This is a genomic window from Streptomyces sp. Je 1-332, assembly GCF_040730185.1.
Taxonomy (GTDB): Bacteria; Actinomycetota; Actinomycetes; order Streptomycetales; family Streptomycetaceae; genus Streptomyces.
Genome location: NZ_CP160402.1, coordinates 8,083,251 through 8,109,544 on the forward strand (window position 1 = coordinate 8,083,251; position 26,294 = coordinate 8,109,544).

Genomic DNA, 26,294 nt, shown 5'->3' on the forward strand with positions numbered 1-26,294 from the left:
ACTTCGGCGCCTGCGGCTGTCGACGTCACACGGTGATCGCGCCGTCCGACGCCGAGCCGACGGCAGCCGCGTACTTGCTGAGGACGCCGCGTTCGACCGTGCGGTCCGGGCGGGTCCAGCGCGCCCGGCGCTCCGCGAGTTCCTCGGCCGGGACGTCGAGGTCGAGCGTGCGGCGCGCGGAGTCGACGACGACCGTGTCACCGTCCGCCACCAGCGCGATGGGGCCCCCGTGCCACGCCTCGGGGGCGACATGGCCGATCACGAGGCCGCGGGAGACGCCGCTGAAGCGTCCGTCGGTGACCAAGGTGACCGATTCCCCGAGGCCCTGCCCGACCAGGGCGCCGGTGATCGACAGCATCTCCCGCATGCCCGGACCGCCCGCCGGGCCCTCGTAGCGGACGATCACCACGTCGCCCTCCGTGATCCGGCCGCCCTGAATGGCCTCGAAGCACTCCTCCTCGGAGTCGAAGACCCGGGCCGGGCCCTGCCGGACGAAGTCGGGGCGCCCTCCCAGCTTGAGCACGCAGCCGTCCGGAGAGAGCGAGCCGCGCAGGATCGCCAGTGCGCCCGCCGGTTTGACGGGGGACTTCACCTCGCGCACCACCGTCTGCCCCTCCGTCCCCACGGCGGTCGCGGCGATGTCCGCCGGTGAACGGCCGTCGATCAGGGTCACCGACTCGCGCAGCACACCGGCCTCCAGCAGCCGCGCCGCCACCAGCGAAGTGCCGCCGGCCCGCCACAGATCCGCCGCCGTGTGGGGTCCGGACGGCTTCAGCGCGGTGATGATCGGCACCTCACGGCACACCGTGCCGATCGTGTCGATGGAGAGGTCGATGCCGGCCTCGCGGGCGATGGCCAGCAGATGCAGTACGGCGTTGGTGGAACCGCCCATGGCGGCCACGGAGACGATCGCGTTGTGGAAGGCGTCCTCGGTCAGGATCGAGGAAGGCCGCAGACCGCGGGCCAGCGCATCGAGGGCGATTTCGCCCACACGTTCGGCCGCGGCGGTCTTCTCCCCGGCCGTGGCCGGAATGTCGCCGACGCCGAACGGTGCGAGGCCGAGGAAGTCCGCGACGGTGCCCATCGTGTTCGCGGTGTACTGCGCCGCGCAGGTTCCGGCACCCGGGCAGGCGTGCCGGGCCAGATCGTCCACGTCATCCTGGCTGACGCGGCCGACGGCCCGCTCGCCGAGGGCCTCCCACATGTCCTGGATGGTCACCTCGCGCCCACGCCACGTACCCGGCATCATGCTGCCGCTGTAGAGGAGCACGGAAGGGATGTCGAGGCGCGCCATGGCCATCATCGCGGCCGGCACCGTCTTGTCGCAGCCGACGATGCAGACCATGGCGTCGAACTGATGGGCCCGCCCCATGAGTTCGATCGAGTCCGCGATGACTTCGCGGCTGACGAGCGAGGCCCGCATGCCGGGCGTACCCATCGTCAGGTTGTCCGAGACGGCGATGGTGTTGAACTCCATGGGTGTCCCGCCCGCCCGGCGCACACCGGTGGCGACATGACGTGCCAGGTCACGGTGCGTGAGGTTGCACGGCATCGTCCCGGTCCAGGTCGAGGCGATACCGACGGTGGGCTGTCGCATCTCCTCCTCGGTCAGGCCCATCGCGTACAGGTGTGAGCGGGCCGGTGCGCGGTCGGGATCGTCGGCGATGTTCATGGCGGCTCCTTCAACGGAGAGGGGGGTGGAGCGGGGGAGGGGTCCGCCGTGGGCGGCGGCGGGTCCGGGCGGTTGTCAGCCGGTGACGTGGATCGGGTTGTGCAGGACGCCGAGCCCTTCGACCTCCACCTCCACGACGTCCCCGTCGGACAGCCACAGTTGCGGATCGCGGCCCATGCCCACGCCGTGCGGGGTCCCCGTGGCGATGACGTCCCCGGGATACAGCGTCATGTACCGGGACAGGTAGGCAATGGTCTCGGCCACGCCGAAAATCATCTCCTTGGTCGAACTGTTCTGCACCGTCCGGCCGTTGACGCGGGCGCAGATGGCCAGGCCCTGCGGGTCCGGCACGTCGGAGGCGGTGGCGATCCACGGGCCGAGCGGGCAGAACCCGTCGAAGTTCTTGCCCCGGAACCACTGCCCGTCGGAGAACTGGGCATCCCGTGCCGACACGTCGTTGGCCACGGTGTAACCGAAGACGTACGACATGGCGTTCTCCGCGCTCACCTCGCGCGCCGTGCGGCCGATGACGACGGCCAGCTCGGCCTCCCAGTCCAGCTGCTCGGTGGTGCCACGCGGCACGCGGACGGTGGCCTGGGGGCCGGTCAGGCAGTGGGCGGTCTTGACGAAGGCAAGCGGGACCTCCGGTGTCTGGAGACCGGTCTCGCGGATGTGGTCGGCGTAGTTCAGTCCGATGCAGACGATCTTCTGCGGAGCGGCAAGCGGGCTGAGGAGTTCGACGTCGGCGAGGGGCACCCCCGGCACGTCAGCACTCAGCACTTCCTCGGCCCTACCGTCAGCGATCAGGTCGCGCACGGCGTCGGACATGTGCCGCTCGTCCTCCGCGACGACGGGAAACACTGTCCCGCCTTCCACACGGGCCGCCAGGACCCGGCCCTCGTACCGTACTCGGGCAATCTTCACAGTCGCTCCAGGCTCGTGGGCGTGCTGGCCGTTCGGAAACGGCGGTGGGGAAAGGGCGGTTGGGGACGGGCAATTCAGGAGAAGCGGGGCAGGAAGCGGCTCTGGGCCTGCAGCAGGTCGTCCGTCAGGGCGGCGGCCGCGTCCCGGCCGGTGACCGCGCCGTCGGCGATCACGGCCTCGACCACCATGTCGCGATCGCCCGTCATCGCGGCCTCGACCGCCAGCTCCACGGGCGCGAGGCGCCGGGCGAGGATCGCGGTCAGCGGGGCCGACAGGTCCGGGACCCGCAGCTGACGCAGCCCCCGCGCGGTGGCCACAGCCGGAATCTCCAGGGCGGCCCCGTCGGGCAGGCCCGGCACGCTGCCCCGGTTGGGCACGTTCACCGAGAACATCTCCCGCCGGTCGAACGTGATCGACCGGATGATCGCGAGGAGCTGCTCCTGCTCCCCGGTGGAACGGTCGAACGCGGACTCGTCCAGCGACGCGCCCCCCTCGGCCTGGGCGCGCATCGACTGGTAGCGCTCCTCGCCCCACGCGAGGATCTCCGGTACGGAGAAGGCGTCGACGCCCAGCTTCTTGCCGTAGTAGTCACCGCCCGCCCAGCGCTCGGGAAAGAACTCCACGACGTGCCGGTCGTTGGCCGCGGGGTACGCGCCGTAGGTGCGGAAGAACTCCCAGGAGAACGGGTTGTGCCACGCCTTGCCGTTCTCCCAGATCGCGCCGATGTCGGCGGGGTCGGCCGGCTCGGCGAGTTCGCGTTCCATCCGTGCGCGCACGACGGGCCAGGCGTCTTCGCCGTTGTGCCGGAAGTCGTAGATGAACGTGAGGTGGTTGATCCCCGCATACAGCGTCGACGTCTCCTCGAAGGGCAGCCCGGCGAAGGCGGCGAGCTCCCGCTGCACGTGGTGCATCCCGTGGCACAGGCCGATGACCTCCGCGCCCGCGTGGCGTGTCATGGCCTGGATGTTGGCCGTCATCGGATTGCTGTAGTTGAAGAAGTAGGCGTGCGGGGCGAGTTCGACGACGTCGCGCGCGATGTCGACCATGACGGGCGTGGTGCGCAGCACTCGGGAGATCCCGCCGGGCAGCACGGAGTCGCCGACCGGCTGGAAGACGCCGTGCCGCTGGCAGATCTCGTGGTCCGTCTGCCAGGCGGGCCGGCCGCCGACGCCCACGCAGGTCACGACGTAGTCCGCACCGGGCAGTTCGCTGCGCCGGTCGGATGACGAGCGCACGGTGATGCGCTTCTCGGCGCCCCGTGCCTCGACCATGCGCTCGGCGAGGCGGGTGGTGACCGAGAGCGCCTCGGGATTGACGTCGACGAGCCGGATCTCCCAGGAGCCCAGGTCGTCCGCGCTGATCAGATCGGCGAGCACGCCGCGGGTGAAGACGGCGCTGCCGGCCCCGATGAGCACGAGGGAGCGGCGGTCGGAGTTGCTGACGGGCACGAGCATGTCCTTTCGGGTGACTCCGCCGCCCGGTCCCGCGGGGAAAGCGGCGGCGCGGATGAAGTGTGTGCGTGGGGCGGTCAGTTGGCGGTCAGTCGAAGGGGCAGGGCCTCATGTGAAGGCTCAGGGACTCATGCGTTCAGAGGTTCACCGGCGAGCCGGGCTGCCAGCAGAGCCGCGCCGTTGACGGGAGCGCCCAGTGGCGGCCGGGCGTCGTACGGCTCCGGGAAGGCGGTCAGAGCGCGGGTGAACGCCTCACGCACGCGCGGGACGGTGAACACCCCACCCGACCAGGAGACGGGAACTTTCTCGTCGGGCGCGGCGCTGAGCGCGCGCCGGGCGGCGCGGGCGAGTTCGGCCAGCTCTTCCCCCGCCCGGGTGAGGATGCGCGCGCAGTGCGTGTCACCCTCCGCCGCGGCTTCGGAGACGTGGCGGCTCACCGCGGCGACGGCGGTGCGGTCGGGCCGGCCCAGGAGCATGACGTCGACGAGGTCCAGGTCGGTGTCGAGACCGAGACGGCGCCGAAGGACCGCGAGGAGGGGGCCTGGAGGTGTCCGGCCGTCGCTCATGCGCGTGAAGAGGTTCAGCGCTTGGACCGCGATCCAGTGCGCCGAGCCCTCGTCACCGAAGAGCTCCCCCCAGCCGCCGGTGCGCGCTTCCCGTCCGCGCAGGACGCCGTACGCCATCGAACCCGTACCGCTGATCACGTTGATGCCGTCCGCGAGACCGAGCGATCCGGCCCAGCCGCACACCATGTCGTTGCCCACCGCGAACCGGTCGTGCCCGAGGATCTGCTCGGGCAGCGCGTCCAACGCGGCGGACAGGGACGGGGACTCACCGTGGCCGGGCAGCCCGAAGAACGCGTGACGCAGCCGCATGGGCTCGGTGCCCGCCAGCCGACAGACCTCTGTGATGCCGTCGCGCAGCACGGCCTGCGCGGTCTCCAAGCCGTGCTCCCCGAGCGCGGGAGCGGTGGACGGCCCGTCGGCCGCGCCGAGCACCGTCCCGGCGGCGTCCACGATGACGAAGGCCGTCTTCGTGCCGCCGGCGTCAACTCCGAGATACATGGCGTCACTTCTCTCCGATGGGTCCAGGTCTGGTGCTGTGTCCGGCGTCCTGCTCAGAGCGTCGTCAGGGGATCTCAGCGCGCCGGCAGGGGGTGGATCGTGACGCCCTGGACGACCCGGTTGACCTCCCCGTCGGGGAAGGGATTGTCGGGCCGCATGCCGCAGGCCAACGAAGCTGCCAGTGCGATGAGTTGGGCGCACAGCACGGCGGGCAGTGCCAGCGCGGCGTCCTCGGCCTCGGCCATGCCCTCCAGGAGCCAGGTGTGTTCGGCCGGGAGCCCGTCGGGCCGGGCGGCGACGGCCACCACCTGGCCGGCGGGCAGGGCGCCGCTCAGCTCCCGGAAGATGTCCAGGTCGTACTGGCGCGTGTAGGGGTTGTTCGACACATAGACGATGGCCGCCGTGCGCTGGGTGAGGAACGCCTTGGGGCCGTGCCGGAAGCCCAGCGACGATTCGGGCAGAGCGGTGACCGCGCCTCCGGTCAGCTCGAGCAGCTTGAGCGCGGACTCGCCGGCGAGGGCTTGCAGCGCGCCACTTCCCAGGTAGACGAAACGGTCCGGAGCGCGATCGGTCAGTTCCGCGATCCTTGCGGGCACATCGCCGGACAGCAGGGCCCTGGCCGCGGCGGCGCAGTCCTCCAGCCCTTGGACGTGGCTGCCGCCCAGCGCACTGAGCGCCCCGAGGAGCATGCACGTCAGGCTGGAGGTCATCGCGAAGCCCTGGTCCTCGGCCTCCGGCGGCGTCTGGAGCACGTAGGAGTCGGCGCGGTCCCGATGCCGGGCGGCCAGGGCGCCGTCCGCGTTGCACGTGATGACGAGGTGGGCACAGTGGTCGAGCAGCCGATCGGCGATCTCGGTCGCCGCGATGCTCTCGGGGCTGTTGCCGGAGCGAGCGAAGGACACCAGCAGGGTCGGCCGGTCGGGCTCCTCGAAGCATGTGTCGGGGTGGGCCGTGATGTCCGTCGTGGCGACGGCCTCGACCGCGCGGCCCGTCGCTCGCGCGAGGGCCGACCGTGCGATCTGCCCCGCGTAGGCGGAGGTCCCCGCGCCCGTGAGGACGATACGCAGCCGTGCCTCAGCGAGCAGGGGGGCGAGGAACACGTCGAGTGCGGAGTGTTCCTGCGTAAGGCGGGAGTCCATCTCGGCCCACAGGCGCGGTTGTTGGAGGATTTCGCGGTGCGTGTGGGCGGCGCCTTGCGGCACGGACGGGCCCTCGGTGGTTTCGGGGACGGCGGTCTTCACGCGAGCTCCTTCGAGCAGGTGCGGGGGTGGGGCGGGTGCGGATGGTTGATGGGTTAGGGACGCGGAGGCCGGGAGGCCCCGCGTCGGGCGTGACGGGCGCGTCGGGCGAGGAGAACAGCGCTCTCACATCTGCTGTTGCTCACGCATGCCCCAGGGGGCGCCGTACTCCGCGAGCAGTCCGAGGAAGGGCTCGGCGGGCAGCGCCTCGGGCCCGAGGACGCCGCTGCCCTTCCACTGCCCGCCCGAGAGCAGTTCGAGAGCGACCACCGGGTTGAGAGCGGTCTGCCAGACCACCGCCTGGGAGCCGTACTCCGTCATCGACCACTCGTTGTCGACCACGTGGTACAGGTACACCTCGCGGGGAGCGCCGTCGCGGACGCCCTTCACCCAGGTCCCGGCGCAGGTCTTGCCGCGCATCCGGTCACCGAGGCCGGCCGGGTCCGGCAGGCAGGCGGCGACCACGTCACGCGGGGAGACCTCCAGGTCGCCGACGCGCACCTTGTCCGTGCGGTCAAGGCCCAGTTTGTGCAGCGTGCGCAGGACGTCGATGAACTCCTGCCCGAGCCCGTACTTGAAGGTCACGCGCCGGGCGTCCACCCATCGCGGGATGAGCAGAACCTCCTCGTGCTCGACATTGACGCACTGCACTTCGCCGATCCCCTCCGGGAAGTCGAAGACCTCCGGCTCGGAGAACGGCTCGGTGGTGAACCAGCCGCGTTCCTTCTCCCACACGACCGGCGGGTTCAGACATTCCTCGATCGTCGTCCAGATGGAGAAGGATGGCGCGAAGTCGTGCCCATCGACGGTCAGATTGGCGCCGTCGCGTACGCCGATCTCGTCGATGGTGTCGAAGAGGTGGTCGGCGGCGTAGCGGGCGAACACGTCGGAGAGGCCGGGCTCGACGCCCATGCCCACCAGGGCGAGGCGGTCGCTGCTCTCCCACGCGGTGGCCAGAGCGAACTGCTCGTCGCCGAGCATGACGCCGGTCCGGGAGTACGGGTGGTCGGGGTGGGGCCGGGAGAGCGACATCGCCATGTCGAGGTAATGAATGCGAGCGGCCAGCGCCGCGCGGAACAGCGGCATGACGAACCGCGGATCCGTCGCGTTCAGGAGCACGTCACAGCGGTGCCGGCGCAGCAGGTCGGCGACCGCCTCTTCGTCCGAGGCGTCGACGCGGGCAGCGACGAAACGCGCGTCCTCGGTGGCTTCGGCCGCCCGCACGGCCCGGTCGAGCACGTAGTCGGCCACCACGCAGTGCTCGAAGAAGTCGCGTCGGGCGGCGATCCCGGCCGCGGCCGTGCCCACGCCTCCGGCGCCGACGATGAGAATGCGCATGCTGATTCCTCGGTCTCTTTGCTGAAGTCGGTCTCTTCGCTGAAGGTGGTGGGGAGTTGGGCGTGCGCCCTGAGGAGTGGGCGCTCAGCCCCGGTGCACGGGACGCGGGCCGTTTCCCGGTGCGGGTGTCAGCCTGCTCATGACTTCGGTGGCGGTCACGGCGTCCTCGCGGCCGGTGTCGCGCAGATGCCAGAGCCGTCCGCCACGGCGTACGACGATGTCGGTGCTGCCTGGTTCGTGGGCGAGGGGAGTGGCCGCGAGGGCGGTGATCTCTCCGGATCCCGGGAGCGGCAGGCGGCGTATCGCGTCGGCGGACCCTGGCGCCAGAACGGTCAGCCACGCGCCTTCGGACCACGAGTACATCCGTGCGCCGCCGTCGGCGGGGACCGCGGCGACGGCCGCGCTCGCTGGCAGTGGACGCGTGGCGCCGGTGGGGGAGAGGCAGAGGCCTTCGCGGTCTCCCACCAGCACGACCGCCGGGCGCTTTTCGTGTGCGACCGCGACGAGGGTTATCGCCGTCCATCTGCTGTCGGCGGGCAGGTCCCGCGCCCAAGTCGCGTCGGACCATGTGAGATGCGGGTAGGTGGTGGTGTCGGCCCGCAGGAGGCGCGGTTCACCGTCCTCTGTGAGGACACCGGCCCACAGGGTGCCGTTCGCGCTCTCCGCTGTGTCGACGGCGCGGGCGGGCGGGAACGGCGGGGGTCGCTCCGTGGTGAACGCCGCCCCGGGGCTCCAGCGCAGGCGGTGCGTCGTGGTGTCACAGCGGGCGACGAGCTCGAGGTGGTGCGGTCCGTGCCGGCTCTGCAGCACCGTGACGTCGTCGTAGCGCCGACCGGTCGCGAAGCGCAGCGCGCCGCTCCACTCGCCCGGCGGAGGGCCGCCGGGCTCGGGGGACGTCTCCTGGGGGTCGCTGTTGCACCACAGCACCCACAGTCCGTCCTGTTCGTCGCAGAGTACGAGTTCGAGGTTGCCGCGGATGCCGTAGCGCCCCTGCGCAAGACCGATGCCACCCAGTGAGACGGGTGGCGGGGCGGTCCGCAGAGTCCGGGGAGAGGAGGGTGAGGGAAGAGCCATGGGACACCTCGCGGGCGGGGCGACGAGAACGTCGGCGCTGATACTGGGCCGTCGGCCGTCAGCGCCACATCCGCACCCTATTCACTCGCATCAACAAGCGTCAATGAGCAGAAACGAGCAACAGTGAGCGATGATGGGTGGGTGGAGCGTGGGTGGAGCCGCGGCTCCCACGTGCCATGGACCCGCCGACGTGGACGCGCTGAACTGCCCCTGACGAAGGAGACGAGCCCGATGACTGAAAGGCGACGAGCCCGATGACTGAACAGCCCCCAGGCGAACAGCCCTCAGGCCCAAGCCCTGCCCGCACGTCAAAGGCCGCACGTGTGCTGGTCGTTGGAGCCACTCGTATCCTGCGTCCCGCGGTCACGGCGCTGACCGGACGGTCCGTGTCCGTGACCGCCGTCGCCCGATCCGCGCCCGACCTGCGAGAACTCGCCGACGAACAAGCGGGCCGCGTCACCCCGCTCGCAGCGGACGTCACGACGGACGCCTTCGGCGCGGAGCTGCGCCGCGCCGCCGAACAGGCCCCGCTGACCGGTGCCTTGGTGTACGCCTCCGCCATGCCCCCCGGCACGTTGGCCGAACTCGTCCGTCCCGTCGTCGCCGGCCCCGTCGTTCTCCTGGTGACGAGTGAATGGGCGGCGCCGAGCCATACCAACACCGACTCCGAGGCCTGGCTCCCCAATGTCCTATCCGCCGCGGCCAGTTCGGGAGCGGTGAGCAGACTGCTCGTACTGGGCTGGCACGGGCACGGGCGCGGGCACGGGCACACGGCACGCTGGCACACGCCGCAGGAGATCTCCGCCGCCGCCCTCGCTCTCCTGGACGCCCCGGCGGACCAGGACGCCGTGTTGGGGAGGGTCCGCCCGTGGGCGTCGCGGCCGAAGTGAGCGTGCGCGGGCCGTCCGCCGCACGCATCTGAGCCAACACACGCAGTTGAGCCATCGCACACATCCGAGTCACATTCCGGCAAGGATGAGCATCCCCAGTAAGCTGCCGGGGCGGCAGGCGGGCCACCGTCGGCCCAAGATGCCACGGGTGCCGAGGCCGAGCGGGGCGTCGGGACCATGTCGAGGGAAGAGAGACCAGGCCATGCTGGGCGCCGAGCGAAGGAAGAGGCTGCTCCACGCGGTGCGCGCGGAGGGCGTCGCCCATGTGGGCACGCTCGCCGAGCGTCTGGACGTCAGTCCTTCGACCATTCGCAGGGACCTGTCCGCGCTGCAGTCCCAGGGCCTGCTGAACCGTACCCACGGCGGGGCAATGGCCGAGGCGGTCCAAGCGGACGAGGCGGACCGTCCCCAGCGCAGCGGATTCGCCTCCTGGGAGAAGAGCAAGCTGGCGAGCGCCGCCGTGGAGCACATCGCCCCCGGCGCCACGATCCTCGTCACGGGCGGCACGACCACCGCCGCGATGGTGCCGCTGCTCGACGGGATCGAGCGGCTGACCGTCGTGACCAACTCGCTCCATCTGGCCGGTGAGCTCGCCCAGTTCGAGGACATCAGTACCGTGGTGCTCGGTGGATACCTGCGCCACCGCGAGATGTCCCTGCTGGGTCACCTGACACGTCAGGCCCTTGAAGAGCTGCAGGTGGACGAGGCGTTCGTGGGCGCCTACGGCATCACGGGCGCCGGGATCAGCGGCGCGCACGTGGACGAGGCGGAGACCGACCGCTGGCTGCTCTCGCGCGTCCGGCGGGTCACGGCCCTGGTCGACGGATCGAAGTTCAGCCGCTCGGGACCCGTGCGGATCGCCCCCGCCGACCGGCTGTACCGGGTGATCACCGATGGCTCGGCGCCCGAGAACGAGCTGGGCGCGCTGCGCGCCGCCGGTGTGGACGTCGTGCAGGTCTGACCGGCCTCAGCCGGGCCCGGTCAGGCGGCCGTCGGCCGCAGGCCCGCCCACTCGACCCAGACCTCCCCGCGCGGGACGCCCCACCCTTCGGCCAACGCCCCCGCTGCTGCGTCCAGCGCCCCGCGCGTCAACTCACTGCCCCGGTCGGATCCGTGCACGACAGCCAGCGGCCAGGCAGCCACGATCCCGTCACCCGTGCTGGTCAGCACGGCCTCGCAGAGCACCGCGACCACCCCTGAGGGCGGCAGCCCCAGAGCCGCGGCGACCTGGGCGCAGAGCTGCTCGAGCCGCGCCGCGTCGTGCGCGCCGTCGGCTGCCCTGGGGGCGGTCACCTGGATCACCGGCATACGTGTACTCCCTACTCGGAATCGCGGGACAAGGGCGCTGAGGCTAAGCGGGCCCTCAGACTGCGTCAAGAAATAGTGAGCAATTAAAATCACGCGCTGCTTGTTATTGACTGACCTTGGTCGCGGCGACTACAAAACAGGCATCAAGGCCCACGCGGCCGAATCTCCCCCCTGACGACGGAGGTTGTGCACCATGGCTGTCGGCAGACGAGCGCTCCTTGCCACCGCGGTGGCAGGCGCCGGAGCGGTCGGCATCGCCCGGCGCTCCGGCTTCTCGCCCTCGAACACGGGCTCGGCGGGAGCGGACACGCTCACCTTCTCGCTGTGGGGGAGCGACGGCGAGATCGCGGCCTTCCAGGCCCTGGCCCGTGCGTACGAACGCCGCCACCGCGGCATCCGGGTGCAGATCCGGATGGAGTCCTACCAGCAGATGTACACCAACATGGACGCGCTGCTCGCCGGCGGTCGGGCCCCCGACCTGTTCCGCTGCGACTACGCGAACCTGGGGATGTACAGCGCCAGCGGCCAACTCCTCGACCTCAGCCCCTACTTCGGCGAGCAGGACCGCAAGGCCTTCCTGCCCGCTCTGTGGGAGGCCGTCTGCCACGAGGGCAAGCCGTACGCCGTCCCCCACCACACCGACACGACGGCGGTCCTCTACCGCAAGGACATGTTCCGCACCGCGGGGATCACGTCCGTGCCCACCTCACTGGACGAGGCCTGGTCGTGGGACGAGTTCACCGAGATCTGCGCACGACTGCGCAAGAAACTGCACGGGGTCTATCCCTTCGTCTACGGCTGGCAGCAGGCCGGCGCGTTCCGCTGGCTGACATGGCTGTGGCAGGCCGGCGGCCGGATCCTTGACGAGAGCCGCACCGCACCGGCCATCGAATCCGAAGCCGGACTGCGCGCCCTGCGCTTCACACAGGACTTCTTCCGGCAGGGCTTCGTCCCGCCCAACAGCTCGGTCAAGAGCGCCGCGTACCCCGACCCGCTGTTCACCGCGGGCACCGTCGCCATGAGCTTCGCCGGCGACTTCCTGCTGCCGACCATCGACCCGGCGCTGAAGAAGGACCTGTACGGCGTCACCTACCAGCCGCGCGGACGCCAGGCGGCCACCGACCTCGGCGGCAACGCCGTGGCCGCCACCCGCACCACCGAGAACCCCGAACTCGCCGCAGACTTCCTCAAGTTCCTCGCGAACGAGGAGAACATGGTCCGCTTCTGCGAGCAGTGCGTCGTGCTGCCCACCCGCCGCTCGCTGCTCAACCAGCATCTCGACTACGCGGTGCGGCCCGACCTCATGCCGGTGTACGCGGAGCAGGCCACGGTGCTCACCCCGGCCATGACCGAACAGATCGCCGTGCCCGGGTTCGGCCGCATCAACTCCGCGCTGCAGGACGAACTGGAAGCCGCCTTCGTCAACCGCCAGCCCGCCGACGTGACCCTGCGCAACATCGCCGCATCCACCCGGACCGCGCTGGCCTCCGCGTAAGGCCCTGTCCACCGCACCCAGGAGCTGCCATGGCCACCATCGCCTCGTCGCCGCGCGACGTGCGCCCGACCACACCCGCGCCGGCACCACCCCCGCCGGGCGCCCGCAGAGCAGCGCGCTTTCGCGAGACCCTCGCTGCCTATTGCACGCTCGGACCGAACCTCGTCCTCGTCACCGTCTTCCTGCTGGTCCCGCTGGTCATGGCCGTCGTACTGAGCTTCCAGTACAGCACCGGGCTCGCCTCCCTGACCTGGGCAGGCCTGGCCAACTACCGCCAGCTGGCCGGTGATCCCGTCTTCTGGCGCACGGTCCTCAACACCGCGGTCTTCTGCGTGGCGACCGTACCCGTCGAGATGGCACTTGGGCTCGGCATCGCGCTGCTGTTCAACAAGGTGATGCCCGCGCGCCCGCTGTGGCGCACCCTCGTCTACCTGCCCATGGTCATCTCCGGCGTGGCGACCGCCCTCATCGGAACCCTGATGTTCGACCAGAACATCGGCCTGCTCAACAAGCTGCTCGCCACCCTCGGACTGCCTGCCGCCCCCTGGCAGACCAGCGGCAGCGCCGCCATGGCGTCCGTCGTGCTGATCACGCTGTGGATGCGGATCGGCTTCAACATGGTGATCTACCTGGCCGGTCTGCAGGGCATCTCACCCGAGATGTACGAGGCGGCCGAAGTGGAGGGCGCGGGCCCCTGGCAGCGGCTGCGCAACATCACCGTCCCGCTGCTGGGACCGTCCACGTTCTTCCTGCTCATCATGAACGTCATCTATTCGTTCCAAGTCTTCGACACCGTCTACGTGATGACCCTCGGCGGTCCTGGCCACGCCACCGACGTCATGATCACCTACGCCTACCGCAACGGCTTCGAAGGACGGCAGCAGGGCTACGCGGCCGCCATCGGCATCGTCCTGTACGTCATCGTCATGATCTTCACGGCGCTGCAGTGGCGCTTCAGCCGCAACAGGGACACGGTCGGCTGACCTAGCACCCCGCCGCATCCCTCCCGCCTCCCCAAAGGACACCGATGTCCGTGACCTCCTCAGCCAGACGCCCCGGATCCCCTCCCCTAGCCCCCGCAGCGACACACCCGAGACGACGCGACCGCCACCGTCCGCTGCGCGTGGCGGCAGCGGTGATCATCGGTCTGGCCATGGCCCTGCCCCTGTTCTGGATGATCCTGGTCGCCTTCTCGCCCATCGCGGACCTGCACACCTCGCAGCTGCGGTTCTGGCCGAGCGCACCGACCCTGGACAACTTCCGCCGCGTGTTCCGGCTGCCGGTGGGGACCTGGGCGATGAACTCGACCGTGATCACCTGCCTGGTCGTCCTGATCACGGTCTCCTGCAACCTGCTGGCCGGATACGCCTTCGCCAAGATGCGCTTCCGCGGCCGCAACCTGATCTTTCTGCTGTTGCTCAGCACCATGACCGTGCCGGTCCAGGTACTGATGGTGCCTCAGTTCAAACTCGTCAGTGCCATGGGCATGTTCGGCAGCTTCTGGGCCGTCATCGTCCCCGCCTCCTCCACCGCCTTCGGGGTCTTCCTCGCCCGGCAGTTCATGCTCGGCATCCCCGACGAAGTCATCGAGGCCGCGCGGATGGACGGCGCCGGACAGCTGCGCACCTTCTTCACCGTCGTCCTGCCGCTGTGCAAGCCGCTCATCGCGGTTCTCTCGCTGCTGACCTTCCTCTACCAGTGGAACGACTTCGCCTGGCCGCTGACCGTCCTGAAGGACGAGCGGCTGTACACCCTCGCCGTCGGCATGCAGTTCGTCAACGGCCAGTACACCGCCGACTACGGCGCCATCATGGCGCTCGCTCTCCTCTCCGTACTGCCCATGGTCGTTCTCTTCCTCTGCTTCCAGAAGTACTTCGTCCAGGGCTTCGCACGATCGGGAATCAAGTGACCTCTTCGTCCCCCGTCCACTACCTGAGCACTCTCTCCTTTCCCGACTGGTGGCTCGACGAGCTGCGCGCACGCCACCCGCGGCTCAGCGTCACCCAGATCCCCGCCACCTCCCCGAAGGACGTGCCCGAAGAGGTGTGGCGCCGGACGCAGATCCTGCACACCGGCGCCGTCTTCCCGGCCACCGAACACCCGGCACCTGACCTGCGCTGGATCCAGCTGGACACTTCCGGCGCGGACCACCTGAAGGACACGGAGGTATGGGACCTCCCGGTGCCGCTCACCTCCATCGGAGGCATCTCGCCCGTGCCCATGGCCGAGTACGTGCTGATGATGCTGCTCGGCCTCGCACATCGCCTGCCCCGCGCCATCGAGGTGCAGCACAGCGGCACGTGGCCCTCGCCCGCCGAACGCTGGAACACCCTCATGCCGCGCCGGTTGCGTGGCGCGACCGTCGGTGTCGTCGGCTACGGGCGCATCGGCCGCGAAATAGGCCGTCTCGCAGGCGAGTTCGGCATGACCGTGCTCGGCCTCAAGCGCGGCAGCGGACCACGGGCCGGTGAGTTCTTCGGAACGCCCGCCGACGACTCACCGCAGCCGGCCGAGCTCTACACCCCGGACGCCCTCCACACGTTCCTGAGCCGCTGTGACTACCTCGTGGTCACCTGCCCGCTCACGGACGAGACGCGCGGCATGATCGACGCCGCGGCGCTCGACGCACTCAAGGACGGCGCGATGGTCGTCAACGTCTCGCGCGGCGGCATCGTCGACGAACACGCCCTGCGCGCTGGGCTCCGCTCGGGCCGCATCGCGGGAGCCGCCCTCGACGTCTTCGACGAAGAACCCCTGCCCGCGGACCACGCCTGGTGGAACGAGCCAGGAGTCATCCTGACACCGCACGTCGCCGGTTTCGCGCCGGACTACGAGGAGCAGACCCTCGAACTCGTCGGCTCGAACGTGGAGCGCTTCCTCGTGGGCCGGGATCTGATCAACCTGGTGGACCGGTCCCGTGGCTACTGATCACCTGCTCGCCCCCCAGCGCCGGCACGCCGTGCTGACCTGGCTGCGACGCCGAGGCACGGTCAACGTCCAGGAACTGTCGGACCTGCTGCGCATCAGCGCCTCCACGGTCCGGCGCGACCTGCGCGACCTCGAACTGCAGGGCATGCTGCGCCGCGTACACGGCGGCGCAACCACCGTGGACGGCGCCTTCGAGCCGGACCAACCGCAGCGGGCATCCACCCAACCGGAGGAGAAGGGCCGGATCGCCGAAGCCGCTCTGCGCCTGATCCCCGACCACAGCACCGTCCTCATCAGCGGAGGCACGACGACCGAGGCCCTCGCCGCCAGGCTGGGGGAGCGACGCGGCCTCACCGTGGTGACCAACGCCCTGCCGATCGCCCAAGTCCTCTCGGCCACCTCCAACGTCGACGTCATCGTGCTCGGCGGCATCCTGCGCCACCGGGAGCAGTCGCTCCTCGGCCACCTGACCGAGCACGCGCTGCACGAACTGCAGATCAGCCAGATCCTCACCAGCGCCTTCGGTCTCGACGACGACGCGGGACTCACCGGGGCCCACGTCGACGAGGCCCAGACCGACCGTGCCCTCCTGGCCGCCGCACGCAGCGTCGTCGTACTCGCCGACAAGTCCAAGCTGGGACGCCGCGGGCCGGTGCGCCTGGCACCGCTGGACCGCGTGGCCACCCTGGTCACCGACGCCGCTCCCGAACACCCCGTGTGCCGGGCCCTCGACAGCCGCAGCCGAACCGTCATCAGCGCCTGAGCCCCATGCCCACTCCGCCCGGCCCCAGCCACACAGAGGTGCCCCATGCCCCTGGTCCCCACCGCCAGTCTGATGGACCACGCCGTACGCACGGATTCCGCGGTCCTCGCCTTCAACATCGTGACCCTGGAACAGGCCGAGGCCGTCGCCCAGGCCTGCGAGGCCGCGAAGTCACCGGCCATCCTCGCCGTCAGCCACAACGCGGTCCGCTACCACCGCGACGACCCCGCGCCGCTGCTCAGTGCCGCCGCGGCCATCGCCCGGCGCTGCGGTATGCCACTCGCCCTGCACCTCGACCACGTAGAGGACGAGGAGCTCGTGCTGCGCGCGCGGGAACTCGGCTGCGGCTCGGTCATGTTCGACGCATCACGGCTGCCGCACACGGAAAACGTCGCCAGGACGGCCGCCGTCACCGCACGCCTCCATGACGAAGGCATCTGGGTCGAGGCCGAGTTGGGCGAGATCGGCGGCAAGGACGGGGTCCACTCCGCCACGGCGCGCACGGACCCCACCGAAGCCGCCGACTACGTACGCGCCACCGGAGTGGACGCGCTCGCGGTGGCGGTCGGCAGCTCCCACGCCATGACCGAACGCAACGCCTCGCTCGACCAGAACCTCATCGCCCGGCTGCGCGCGGCCATCGACGTGCCGCTCGTCCTGCACGGTTCATCCGGCGTGCCGGACCAGGAAATCCGGTCGGCGATCACCCACGGCATGCGGAAAATCAACTTCGGCACGCATCTGAGCGCGGCCTTCACCCGGGCTGTCCGCATCGGCCTCGACGACTACAGCGGCGTGGACCCACGGCGCTACCTCGCGGCGGGCCGCGAGGCGGTCGCACGCGCCACGGAACAACAGCTCCGCCTCCTCACCCCAGAGCCGGCCACCGCCTAGCAGGCCATCGCCGGGCCGGCCACCGCCTAGCAGGCCACCCTCGGACTGGCCACCGCCAAGCCGGCCACCCCCTGACACCAGCCAATCCCGCCAGCACTTCGACCTCACAGGAGTCAATGCATGACCAGTCCCGCGCCCCGCCATGAACCCGTCCCCGACCCTCGGGCGCTGCTCACCGCACTGGGCGAGCGGGTCCTCGAACGTGAGGGCATCCCCATGATCCTGGCCCTGCAGGTTCCCTCACGCGACGGCAACCAGCAGTCAGAACCGGCACAGCCGGACCCCGAAGGTGAGGAACTCGCCGGGCTGCTCCGCCACTACCAGGGCACGCTCGCACCCGACGCGCCGGACGACGCCGAACCCTCCTTGATCGAAGTCCTCCAGCTCATGGGAGCAGTCCACTTCACACCCCCCACCGCCACCGCGCAGAAGGACGGGACCCAGCGATGAACACCAACACCACCCCGCAGACCCGGCTCCCGTCCTTCTCCGTCCAGGAACAGGCCTTCCGCTCCGGCCAGTACCTGCGCGTGGTCAACTACCACAACACCCCGCACGCCGACAGGGACAAGATCCGCGGCGAACTGAAGGCTCTGGCCGAACACTTCTCCGCCGTCACCCTGGAGGATCTCGACCTGTTCCGGACCACCGGCCGCTGGCACAAGAGCCGCCCCGGCGTCATCCCGGTCTTCTACGAGGGCTACCGCAACAACGCCGAGGTCGCCGCGCCCCTTGCCGAGGAGGCAGGTCTGACCGCCTGGTTCTTCATCTGCACCGCATTCCTGGACGTGCCCGTCGAGGACCAGTACGAGTACGCCAACGGGCACCACATCGATCTGGTGCAGGAAAACCGCGATGGCGAACGCCTCGCCATGACCTGGGACGACGTCGCGGAACTCAGCCAACGGCACGTGGTCACCCCGCACACCGCCAACCACGCCGCGGCCGCCTCCCTGCACACCGGCCAGGACTTCGAGCGCGAGATCGCCGAGCCCAAACGCCGGATGGACGCGGTCACCGGCCAGGACGCCGCGTGCACGGCCTTCCTGTGGGGCACGCCGCACGGAGCGGACCCGGCGGTGGACGCGGCGCTGCGTGAGGCGGGCTACCGCTACCAGTTCGGCAACACCATGATCCAGTACATCGGGTAGCGGGGCTCGGCAGGAGACGGGGCAGCGGGACGCGGCCAGCGGGACTGCGGGGCGGCACACGCGTGCCGCACCGCAGTCCAGTTCCCTGCTCTCCGCGCTCTCCGCGCTCTCCGCGCTCTCCGGATCAGTCGGGCAGCCTCTGCACCATGGTGTTGCTGAACACGAAGCGATAGCCGGCCTCGACCAGGGCCCGGTCGGCCGGCGATTCGCCCGTCCAGGAGGTGCCCTCCAGCCATGCGGTGCACAGCGCGGATCCGCCCGTGACGCGGTCCATCAGCCGCTTCGGCTCGACCACTTCACGCTCGATGTGCTCCTGCGTGAGCACCTTGCGGGCGAGGGCGTGGGAGGCGGTGTGCGGAGTGACCACATGGCCGCGCCGGTGCAGGTCGCCTATCTCGTCCCAGCTCATGGCGATGCGTTCACCGCGCGGGTTCTCCGGCACGAGCTTGATCCGGTGGGCGAGGGCGTAGTCGTACTGGGCCTCGGCGGGGGTGTCCACGAAGGCTGTGCAGACGAAGAACCAGCCGACGACCCCGGCCTCATCGCAGGCAGCCGCGGCGACTTCGTAGTTGTCCCGATACCCCTCGTAGAAGACTGGCAGCAGCCCAGGGCGGGACTTGTGCCACACTCCCGTTCGCGAGAAGCGGTCGAGATCGGCGACAGTGACTGTCTCGAAGTCCTCCGCGTAGCGGCGCAGTTCCGCCACCAGCTCGCCTTTCCAACTGGCCGGAGTGTTGTGGTAGTTCACCATGCGCAGGAACTGGCCCGCACGCAGGTCGTCCGCCGTGTGCTCCGCGCTGACGCCCAACTCGGCCGACAACTCCCGACGCGAGCCGTGTGCGTGGCCCGGCGGCGGTGTCGGACTCGGAGTCGGAGTCGGAGTCGACGGTTGGGGTGGAACGCGGTGGGGCCCGAGGCTGGTATAGGCGAGGGCCTGCAGCGTACGCACCACTGTTTCTTCTTCTGTTTCTTCTTCAGCGTGCCCTTCGAGCTGATCGCGGTAGACGCAGAAGGCGTCGGCGAGTGCGGAGTCGTCGGACTGTGGGGGAGCAGGGGGTGGATCGCTCGTTTCGGTACGCGGATCGCCGACGGGCGAAGTGGAACGCAAGGAGACGAACATCGGCACGCCCCGGCGTCGGTTCACCAGGTCCTGACTGGCCTCCAGGGCGTGGCGTGGACTGACCGAGGAGAGATGGTGCGGCAAGGAAACTCCTCAATGCCGTGATCAACTGACGCTGCCACTGTGCTGGTTCGCGCGACTGGCGGCAACGATGCGCACGCCTTGACTGAAATTGCTCACTTGAGCGTGGCGGCCGCTTCGCGATCAGCGATCAGCGAGCAAGAGCGCGGAGCAGCCGCACGTATCGACCCCGTCGGGCAGAGCGCGCGACCGCTCCCGTGCAGGCGAGTTCGGCGCGGTCCAGGCTGTCCTCCAGGAGCGCGTCGTGGAGTGGCCGCCAGACCGGCGGCCAGGTGAGCCGGGCCGGGCCGCGAGCGTTCATGGCGAGGGTGTGGCGCAGCAGTGTGTGCTCCTCGTCGACGGCCAGGACGGCGTACTCGTGGAAGCCGTGAAAGCCGCGTGGCCCGCTGAAGGTGAACCGCACCCACGTGGAGGGGACGTAGGTGGCGACGGTGTACCTGACAGGGCCGTGGCCACCTACCGCCCCGGCGGCCAACGGGCGGTCGAACTCCATGGGGGGCCATTCCTCACGCGGCCACAGCGCGTCCTCGGATCCGGCCAGGGTGTCGATCAGCGCACCCACCTCGCTCTCCGTCGCGGCCAACAGGCGCTCGTGAACGTTGTAGATGCCCATTTGGTCTCCCGGGGCTCGTTATGGAGAGCATTATAGAGAGGAGTCTCTAATACGTTTGAGAATACCCTCTGGGTCATGGCAAGACCACCCCGATTCGACGTGCACCAGCTCCTCGACGCCGCCGTGCGGCGGGCCGCCGCCGCAGGGCCGACCGGCGTCACCATGTCCGCCGTGGCCAAGGAGGTAGGAGCCCCGAGCGGTTCGGTGTACCACCGGTTCGACGGACGGACGGCTCTGCTGGCGGAGGTGTGGCTGCGGACGGTCGAGAGGTTCCAGGAGGGGTACCTCGCGACACTCGAAGCAGACGCCGACGTGCAGCGGGCCGGGGCGGCGGCAGCCCGCCAGGTCGTCGCCTGGGCCCGGGCCAACCCAGAGGAAGCCGCTCTGCTCCTCTACGGCGCCGAGGACTTCGGGCGCCCGGACTGGCCCGAGGAACTCATCCGGCGCGCGGACCGCGGCAACCAGCGCGTCTACACCGCACTCGCATCCGTCGCCGCAGCTCTGGGCGCAGAGGACCCCCAGGCCACGGAAGGCGTCATGCTCGCCCTGGTCGACCTGCCCCTGGCGCTGGTACGCCGCCACCTGCGCGCCGGCAAGCCCCTCCCCGCCCATGCCGAGGATCTGGCCGAGGAATCCGCCACCGCGCTGCTCAGCATGGCTTCTGCGACGTCGGCCGCCACCGGCTGAGGGGTTGCCGACGCTGTCGGCGTCCGGCTGTTGTCAGTGCCTGCTGGCAGGATCACCGCCATGAAACCGTTGCTTATCACCGACATCGAACGAGCCGTTCGCAGCAGTTGGAGTGCCGAGACGTGCACGCCTGAGTTCCGGTCGGACTGGTCCGAGGACAACCCGGCCCGGGATCAGTGCGGGGTGACCGCCATGGTGCTCAACGACCTGCTGGGAGGCGAGTTGATCCGGGGAGAGGTCCACGTGGACGGAGAGCGTGTGGACTACCACTGGTGGAACCGTCTGGGCATGGGCATCGAGATCGACCTCACGCGCGAGCAGTTTCGTCCGGAGGAGATCGTCACCGGAGGCGTCGTGATTCCCCGCCCGCCCGTGACCGAATGGCGCAGGCTCCGACAGGAGTACGAGCTGCTCCGCGACCGCGTCCTGGAGAAGCTCGATCGGCAGCAGGCGACGGCCTCTGTGGCTGCGCCCGGGGCTGACCAGCCGGCCTGAACCTCCAGAAGGGGGCGTTGGCACGACCGTGACCGCCCGAGGGCGAGCAAAATCACTGTCCAGGAGCGAGGTCGTCGGAGTGTCCGGCGTCGAGTCGCGGCCACTGGGCGACGGGCCGTCCGCCCGACTCCTCCGACACCGGCCGCCACGTGGGTGAGCCGCTGTGGGTCCTCATGGAGCAGTGTTGTGGCCAGCCGGGCGGTGAGTCCTCCCAAGGCTCCTGACGTCCGTAGACGGCGAGGTCCATGAGCGCGTAGCTGTAGTCCATCGCCTCCACGCCGCGGCGGTTCGTCCAGTAGGTCTCGAAGACGCGGTCACCGTCCCGGAGGTAGCACACGAGGTGGAACAACCCTTGCTCGCGGCCGACGAGGAGCGCATCGAGGGAGGGCTGCGCCGAGTACCACGGCATGGTCCAGCCCATGAAGTCCCGGTAGCGCAGGCTCTCGTCGTACGAGACCTGCGGGTCGCCGGGGCCGAACGCGGTGTTGCGCCCCTGGCTGAAGACGGCGTAGGTGATGTCACGGGAGTGCAGGTAGGACAGCTCGGCGACCTGGCTGAGGAACAGCGTGCACCCTTCGCACTGCTCCGGCGCGGGCCGGGTGGGCCACCACATGAAGTAGTAGGCGGCGAGCTCTCGGCGGCCTTCGAACGCGTCGCGCAGGGTGAGTGGACCGTTCGGTCCGATCAGCTCGAGCCCGGGGTCGACCTCGACCATGGGGAGGCGCCGACGGGTCGCGGCGATCGCGTCGCCTTCCCGGGTGTGCGCTTTCTCCCGGGCCCGCAGGTTGTCGAGTTCGGCCTGAAAGGTGGCGCGGTCGACGACCGCCGGTTTGCCGAGGATGGCTGATTCATCCGTCATGGCTGCTTCTCTCCTTCACCCGCTGATTCACCGCTGCATCCCTTGGAACTCAACTAGAACTCAACGACGGTCGCCGGCGGCACGCAACGGTGCCGCGGCGTGGCGCGCGTGTGGCACCCCAGCGACCGGTCGGCTCCTCCGGTGCTGCCGGTGCGGATGAGGACCCCGGAAGGTTCATCCGATCGGACGGGTGAGGGTGCCCGCTCTTTCGTCCGGGTACAGGCTCGGGCTGTGCCGCCTGGTGGAAACCTGAATCGGAGACGTGCCATGCCCCCTCCTCCCCCTCCTCCCGCACCTTCCGTCACCGACTCGCCGCTCACGCGAGGCAAGATTCCGGATCATCTGCTGCGGGTCAGCGACCTGGACCCGGGGGTCCTGCCGACTCTGCTCGATCTGGCGGACGACATGAAGCGCGAGCCGCTGGGCTGGCTCGACAGCCTTCGTGGCGCAACGGTCGGGTGTGTCTTCGAGAAGCCGTCCACACGTACGCGGGTGTCGCTGGCCACAGCCGCTCAACGACTCGGCATGGCCGCCATCGTGCTGAACCGGGACGAGCTTCAGCTCGGCCACGGGGAGACCGTCGCCGACACCGCCCGCGTCCTGTCCTCCTACCTCGACGCCATCACGGTGCGCACGTACGAGCACTCCACGGTGGAGGAGGTGGCTGAATCCTCCTCGGTCCCGGTCATCAACGCCCTGACCAACAGCCACCACCCCTGCCAGTCCCTGGCTGATCTGATGGCTCTGCGCGAGCACTTCGGGACACTTGCCGGATTGAGGGCCGCCTTCATCGGAGACGGGAAGAGCAACACCTGCAATTCCTTCCTGTCCGCATGCGCCGCCTCAGGCATGCACCTGGTCATCGCCAGCCCTCCCGGCTACGAGACCGACGCGGACCTCCTGGAGGAGGCCCGGCAGACGGCGGACCAGACTGGCGGGTCCGTCTCTGTCACCACAGAGCCCGAAGAGGCCGTCCGCGACGCGCAGGCTCTCTACGCCGAAGTGTGGGTGGCCATGGACCAGCACGACCAGGCCGCGGAGCGCACGACACATCTGGCGCGGTACCGGGTCGATGACCTGCTTCTGTCCCAGGCGCCCCAGGACGCGATGGTCCTGCACTGCCTGCCCGCCGTACGTGGGCAGGAGATCACCTCGGACATCCTCGACGGCCCACGCTGCCTGGCCTGGCAGCAGGCAGCGAACCGACTCCCCACCGCCCAGGCCGTACTGCACACCCTGATCACCACGTCTCAGCAGCGGGCCGGCTGAAGACAGCCGCCGAGTGGGGGAGCGCCAGTGCGAGAGCACGGTTAAAGGGAACCCGCGGTCAAACGCCCGTCAGGACACGATCAAGGGCCGCCCGGCCCGCAGGGCCCCAGCGCGGCTTGCCACCCGGAAGGCCTCGATCTCCGTTCTGCCCCATGAGCATCAGGAACAGGCTCTTCGTGGCGGCGAGCCCGCGGGCGCGCCGGATCGCCGCTTCGTCTGCGTGCGCGTACGTGTCGAAGAACCGTGGGGCTGTGCCTTCGGGTAGCAGCACCCATGCGGCTGCGAGGTCCCAGGCCGGGTCGCCGGCGAACATGGCACCGAAGTCGACGATGCCCGAGAGCGTTCCGTCAGAGACGACGACGTTCGCGGGATGGAGGTCGCCGTGCACCCAGACCGGCGGACCCTCCCACTCGGGGGCCGCGACGGCGTCGTCCCAGACAGCCCGGACGTCGGCAGCGATGTCGTCGGGCGCGACAGCCTGGAAGAAGTTCTCGAAGCCGCGCGTGCAGTGTTTGGGGTGAGCGCCGAAGTCCGTGCTGCTCGGCGCCTCGGCGGGTGCCTCCACGTGGAGTGCCCTGAGGAAGCGCGCCAGTGTGTCGGCCGCGTGGCCGCTGCGGCTGATCGAGGCATGGTCCAGCGGCTCGCCGGGGACCCACGTCATCACGGTCCAGTGCTTGGGGAAGAGCTCGGACGGTGCACCGAACCGCACGGGGTTCGGGACGGGGAGCGGCAGGCGCGGGGCCAGCACGGGCAGCCACTGCCGTTCCTTGAGCTGGAGCTCCGGAGTGGGGTCCATGCGCTGCATGCGCACGGCCAACTCGTCACCGAGGCGCCACATTTGGTTCCCCCAGCCGCCCGCGACCTCGCGGATGGCCAGCCCTGCGAGGTCTGGATGCTGTTCCCGTAGCAGGTCGCGGACCAGGTCTGCGGTGATCTCGATCTCGGAGTCGGTCATGCGAAGCCACAGTACTGAGGCGGCAGACGGAGCGGGCGCCGGGCGTGGGGCGGGGCATGGCGCGGGGTGAGGGTCTTGCGCTCAACCCAGAAGCTGCGAAGCCCAGTTCCGTCAGTTCTGGCCGAAGGTGCGTCGGTAGGCGCCGGGTGTGGTGCCGAGGTGTGCTCGGAAACGGCGGCGCAGATTGACTGCCGAAGTGAGTCCGACGCGGTTGGCGATGGCTTCGACCGGCAGGTCGGTCTGTTCCAGCAAGACACGTGCCCCGTCGAGGCGTTGACCGAGCAGCCACTGTCCCGGGCTGGTGCCGAGTTGTTCGGTGAACCGCCGAGCAAGGGTCCGGCTGGAAAGCCCGGCCTGTTCGGCGAGCCGGTCGAGGGTCAGTCGGGTGTCGAGTCGGGAGGCTGCCCACTCCAGTAGGGGTGCCAATGACTCGTCCGCCCTGGCCGGCGTGGGCTGTGCGGCGTACTGGAGTTGGCTGCCCTCCCGGTGTGGCGGCAGGACCATGTTTCTGGCGATCTGAGTGGCGTAAGCAGAGCCGTGGTCAGAACGGACCAGGTGCAGGCACAGGTCGATACCCGCACCGGTTCCGGCACTGGTGGCCACGTCTCCGTGGTCCACGAAGAGCACATCCTGGTCGACGCGCACCCTGGGGAAGGCGGCGGCGAGCCGAGCGGTGTCTCGCCAGTGGGTGGTGGCGCGGCGGCCGTCGAGCAGTCCGGCCTGGGCGAGGACGAAGGCGCCCGTGCAGATGGCGACGATCCTCGCACCGCGCCGGTGGGCGGCCCGCAGCGCCGCGGTGACGGCCGGTGATGCGGCGGCGCCGGCCGGTTGCCAGCCGGGGACGACTACGGTGTCCGCTTGCTCCAAGGCCTCCAGCGCGGCGTCGACGACCATCGCGTAACCGGCGGTGGTCGGCAGCGGGCCGGGGTGCTCGGCGCAGATCCCGAAGCTGTAGCGAGGCGGCCCTTCCTGCGGGGCGGTGCCGAAGACCTCGGTGACGCAGGAGAGTTCGAAGGGCGACTGAGGAGGATTGAGCAGGGCCACCACCCGATGAGGACGCATGGCAAGAATGTACCCCTAGGTGTCTTTCTCGACACTCGGCCGGACAGCCCACACGGGACACAGTGGCCCAATGAGCGAAACCACTGGAACCACCGAAACCAGCGAGCCCTCCGAATCAACCGTGGTGAGGACCGCAGTCCAGGTGGACGGCGACCCAGCCAGCTACTTGACCGCAGGGCGGCAGGACGCCCCGCCCGTGCTGATGCTGCACGGAACGTACTGGAGCCGTGTCTGGCTCCCCGTACTCGGCCACCTCGCCGAAGCAGGGCTGCGGCCCCTCGCCGTCGACCTCCCCGGGCTTGGACGCTCAGGAGGCCGCCTCACGCCGGAAACGGCCACGGTTCCGGCCCTCGCCGACTGGGTGACGCGATTCGCCGCCGCGCTGAACCTCTCCGGCCCCATCGCCGTGGCAGGACATGACATCGGCGGCGCCATCGCCCAGCACCTCCTCGCCCACAAGGAGCTCGACGTGTCCCGGTTGGCCTTGGTGAACTCGGTCCTCTACGACTCCTGGCCCGCGCCCCACGTGGCCCAATTCCGGGACGGGGGCGCGGAAGAGGGCGTACGCGCCGCCCGTCGGCAGGCGATCACGAGAGTCCTGGCCGGTGTCGCCACTGAGCCGTTGATCACGGACTACTTGGACCCGTGGACGGACGAACGAGTGCGCCGTTCCTGGATGGCTTTGGCCGCCGCCGCCGACAACCGATACACGCTCGACCTCGTTCCCGCCCTGAAGCGGTCCACGACGCCCAAGCTGTTGATCTGGGGGGAAGACGACCTCCACGAAACAGTGCAATACGCCGAACAGTTCGCCTCAGAGATGCCCGGCACGACGCTCATCCGCATCCCAGATGCGGACCACATCCCCACAGAGAACGCCCCTGCCCAAATCGGCCACGAACTCGCCAACTTCTTCGCGACGCCGATGCCGACGCCGACGCCTTCGGACTCGTAATGCGATCA

The 26,294-nt window shown here is 69.8% G+C and carries 27 protein-coding genes; 14 read left to right on the forward strand and 13 right to left on the reverse strand.

Annotation, left to right across the window (positions count from 1 at the left end; all coding sequences use genetic code 11):
- Positions 1-25: 25 nt before the first annotated feature.
- The 7 genes from ilvD to ABXJ52_RS36545 all read right to left on the reverse strand — a co-directional run bounded on the left by ilvD (position 26) and on the right by ABXJ52_RS36545 (position 8,761).
- Positions 26-1,672: a dihydroxy-acid dehydratase gene (ilvD, locus tag ABXJ52_RS36515; protein WP_367048388.1), complete on the reverse strand. Its 1,647-nt coding sequence runs from the start codon at positions 1,670-1,672 to the stop codon at positions 26-28.
- Between the two features lie 75 nt (positions 1,673-1,747).
- Positions 1,748-2,596: a fumarylacetoacetate hydrolase family protein gene (locus ABXJ52_RS36520; protein WP_367048389.1), complete on the reverse strand. Its 849-nt coding sequence runs from the start codon at positions 2,594-2,596 to the stop codon at positions 1,748-1,750.
- Positions 2,597-2,670: 74 nt separating this feature from the next.
- Positions 2,671-4,044, reverse strand: a complete 1,374-nt coding sequence (locus ABXJ52_RS36525) for a hypothetical protein (protein ID WP_367048391.1) — start codon at positions 4,042-4,044, stop codon at positions 2,671-2,673.
- Between the two features lie 131 nt (positions 4,045-4,175).
- Positions 4,176-5,111 (reverse strand): BadF/BadG/BcrA/BcrD ATPase family protein, encoded by a 936-nt coding sequence (locus tag ABXJ52_RS36530; protein ID WP_367048393.1) that lies wholly within the window; start codon positions 5,109-5,111, stop codon positions 4,176-4,178.
- A 74-nt stretch (positions 5,112-5,185) separates the two neighbouring features.
- On the reverse strand, positions 5,186-6,352 hold the full coding sequence (locus tag ABXJ52_RS36535; protein WP_367048395.1) for an SIS domain-containing protein: 1,167 nt from the start codon (positions 6,350-6,352) through the stop codon (positions 5,186-5,188).
- Positions 6,353-6,475: 123 nt separating this feature from the next.
- Positions 6,476-7,687: a saccharopine dehydrogenase C-terminal domain-containing protein gene (locus ABXJ52_RS36540; protein ID WP_367048397.1), complete on the reverse strand. Its 1,212-nt coding sequence runs from the start codon at positions 7,685-7,687 to the stop codon at positions 6,476-6,478.
- Positions 7,688-7,771: 84 nt separating this feature from the next.
- Positions 7,772-8,761 (reverse strand): hypothetical protein, encoded by a 990-nt coding sequence (locus ABXJ52_RS36545; protein ID WP_367048399.1) that lies wholly within the window; start codon positions 8,759-8,761, stop codon positions 7,772-7,774.
- Between the two features lie 392 nt (positions 8,762-9,153).
- Between ABXJ52_RS36545 and ABXJ52_RS36550 the strand changes: the two genes are divergently transcribed.
- Complete coding sequence (locus ABXJ52_RS36550; RefSeq protein WP_367048401.1) at positions 9,154-9,651, forward strand: hypothetical protein; 498 nt, start codon at positions 9,154-9,156, stop codon at positions 9,649-9,651.
- Between the two features lie 202 nt (positions 9,652-9,853).
- The gene (locus ABXJ52_RS36555) at positions 9,854-10,612 is read left to right on the forward strand and encodes a DeoR/GlpR family DNA-binding transcription regulator (RefSeq protein WP_367048403.1); all 759 of its coding nucleotides are present in this window, start codon (positions 9,854-9,856) and stop codon (positions 10,610-10,612) included.
- Between the two features lie 20 nt (positions 10,613-10,632).
- On the opposite strand, the gene ABXJ52_RS36560 is transcribed toward ABXJ52_RS36555, so the two are convergent.
- Entirely contained in the window at positions 10,633-10,959 is a 327-nt protein-coding gene (locus ABXJ52_RS36560; protein WP_367048405.1) for a hypothetical protein, read from the reverse strand.
- A 193-nt stretch (positions 10,960-11,152) separates the two neighbouring features.
- Between ABXJ52_RS36560 and ABXJ52_RS36565 the strand changes: the two genes are divergently transcribed.
- From ABXJ52_RS36565 to ABXJ52_RS36600, 8 genes are all read left to right on the forward strand, one after another.
- Entirely contained in the window at positions 11,153-12,454 is a 1,302-nt protein-coding gene (locus ABXJ52_RS36565) for a sugar ABC transporter substrate-binding protein (RefSeq protein ID WP_367048407.1), read from the forward strand.
- Between the two features lie 29 nt (positions 12,455-12,483).
- The gene (locus ABXJ52_RS36570) at positions 12,484-13,437 is read left to right on the forward strand and encodes a sugar ABC transporter permease (protein ID WP_367048409.1); all 954 of its coding nucleotides are present in this window, start codon (positions 12,484-12,486) and stop codon (positions 13,435-13,437) included.
- 140 nt (positions 13,438-13,577) lie between these two features.
- Positions 13,578-14,363 carry a carbohydrate ABC transporter permease gene (locus tag ABXJ52_RS36575; protein WP_367048412.1) on the forward strand — a complete coding sequence of 262 codons (786 nt, stop codon included), beginning with the start codon at positions 13,578-13,580 and terminating at the stop codon, positions 14,361-14,363.
- Positions 14,360-15,382, forward strand: a complete 1,023-nt coding sequence (locus ABXJ52_RS36580) for a D-2-hydroxyacid dehydrogenase (protein WP_367048414.1) — start codon at positions 14,360-14,362, stop codon at positions 15,380-15,382. Before ABXJ52_RS36575 ends, ABXJ52_RS36580 begins: the two co-directional genes overlap by 4 nt.
- Positions 15,372-16,145, forward strand: a complete 774-nt coding sequence (locus ABXJ52_RS36585) for a DeoR/GlpR family DNA-binding transcription regulator (protein ID WP_367048416.1) — start codon at positions 15,372-15,374, stop codon at positions 16,143-16,145. Before ABXJ52_RS36580 ends, ABXJ52_RS36585 begins: the two co-directional genes overlap by 11 nt.
- A gap of 45 nt (positions 16,146-16,190) precedes the next feature.
- A complete protein-coding gene (locus ABXJ52_RS36590; RefSeq protein WP_367048418.1) occupies positions 16,191-17,039 on the forward strand; it encodes a class II fructose-bisphosphate aldolase in 849 nt (282 codons plus the stop codon).
- 120 nt (positions 17,040-17,159) lie between these two features.
- Entirely contained in the window at positions 17,160-17,489 is a 330-nt protein-coding gene (locus ABXJ52_RS36595; protein WP_367048420.1) for a hypothetical protein, read from the forward strand.
- Positions 17,486-18,190: a polysaccharide deacetylase family protein gene (locus ABXJ52_RS36600; RefSeq protein ID WP_367048421.1), complete on the forward strand. Its 705-nt coding sequence runs from the start codon at positions 17,486-17,488 to the stop codon at positions 18,188-18,190. The genes ABXJ52_RS36595 and ABXJ52_RS36600 overlap by 4 nt, the downstream gene beginning before the upstream one ends.
- 124 nt (positions 18,191-18,314) lie before the next feature.
- On the opposite strand, the gene ABXJ52_RS36605 is transcribed toward ABXJ52_RS36600, so the two are convergent.
- Both ABXJ52_RS36605 and ABXJ52_RS36610 read right to left on the reverse strand, forming a co-directional pair.
- A complete protein-coding gene (locus ABXJ52_RS36605) occupies positions 18,315-19,394 on the reverse strand; it encodes a polysaccharide deacetylase family protein (RefSeq protein WP_367048423.1) in 1,080 nt (359 codons plus the stop codon).
- Between the two features lie 127 nt (positions 19,395-19,521).
- Complete coding sequence (locus tag ABXJ52_RS36610) at positions 19,522-20,004, reverse strand: SRPBCC family protein (RefSeq protein WP_367048425.1); 483 nt, start codon at positions 20,002-20,004, stop codon at positions 19,522-19,524.
- 75 nt (positions 20,005-20,079) lie between these two features.
- Here ABXJ52_RS36610 and ABXJ52_RS36615 point away from each other — a divergent pair, with 75 nt between their 5' ends.
- Both ABXJ52_RS36615 and ABXJ52_RS36620 read left to right on the forward strand, forming a co-directional pair.
- The gene (locus ABXJ52_RS36615) at positions 20,080-20,691 is read left to right on the forward strand and encodes a TetR/AcrR family transcriptional regulator (RefSeq protein ID WP_367048427.1); all 612 of its coding nucleotides are present in this window, start codon (positions 20,080-20,082) and stop codon (positions 20,689-20,691) included.
- Positions 20,692-20,751: 60 nt separating this feature from the next.
- Complete coding sequence (locus ABXJ52_RS36620) at positions 20,752-21,186, forward strand: hypothetical protein (RefSeq protein WP_367048429.1); 435 nt, start codon at positions 20,752-20,754, stop codon at positions 21,184-21,186.
- 52 nt (positions 21,187-21,238) lie between these two features.
- Here ABXJ52_RS36620 and ABXJ52_RS36625 read toward each other — a convergent pair whose 3' ends face one another.
- Positions 21,239-22,045 carry a DUF899 family protein gene (locus tag ABXJ52_RS36625; RefSeq protein WP_367048430.1) on the reverse strand — a complete coding sequence of 269 codons (807 nt, stop codon included), beginning with the start codon at positions 22,043-22,045 and terminating at the stop codon, positions 21,239-21,241.
- Between the two features lie 267 nt (positions 22,046-22,312).
- Between ABXJ52_RS36625 and argF the strand changes: the two genes are divergently transcribed.
- Positions 22,313-23,314 (forward strand): ornithine carbamoyltransferase, encoded by a 1,002-nt coding sequence (gene argF, locus ABXJ52_RS36630; protein WP_367048432.1) that lies wholly within the window; start codon positions 22,313-22,315, stop codon positions 23,312-23,314.
- A gap of 58 nt (positions 23,315-23,372) precedes the next feature.
- On the opposite strand, the gene ABXJ52_RS36635 is transcribed toward argF, so the two are convergent.
- Together ABXJ52_RS36635 and ABXJ52_RS36640 are read right to left on the reverse strand one after the other, a co-directional pair.
- Complete coding sequence (locus tag ABXJ52_RS36635) at positions 23,373-24,269, reverse strand: aminoglycoside phosphotransferase family protein (RefSeq protein ID WP_367048433.1); 897 nt, start codon at positions 24,267-24,269, stop codon at positions 23,373-23,375.
- A 111-nt stretch (positions 24,270-24,380) separates the two neighbouring features.
- A complete protein-coding gene (locus ABXJ52_RS36640; protein WP_367048435.1) occupies positions 24,381-25,331 on the reverse strand; it encodes a helix-turn-helix domain-containing protein in 951 nt (316 codons plus the stop codon).
- Between the two features lie 70 nt (positions 25,332-25,401).
- Here ABXJ52_RS36640 and ABXJ52_RS36645 point away from each other — a divergent pair, with 70 nt between their 5' ends.
- Positions 25,402-26,286, forward strand: a complete 885-nt coding sequence (locus ABXJ52_RS36645) for an alpha/beta hydrolase (protein WP_367048436.1) — start codon at positions 25,402-25,404, stop codon at positions 26,284-26,286.
- The last annotated feature ends 8 nt before the right edge of the window (positions 26,287-26,294 follow it).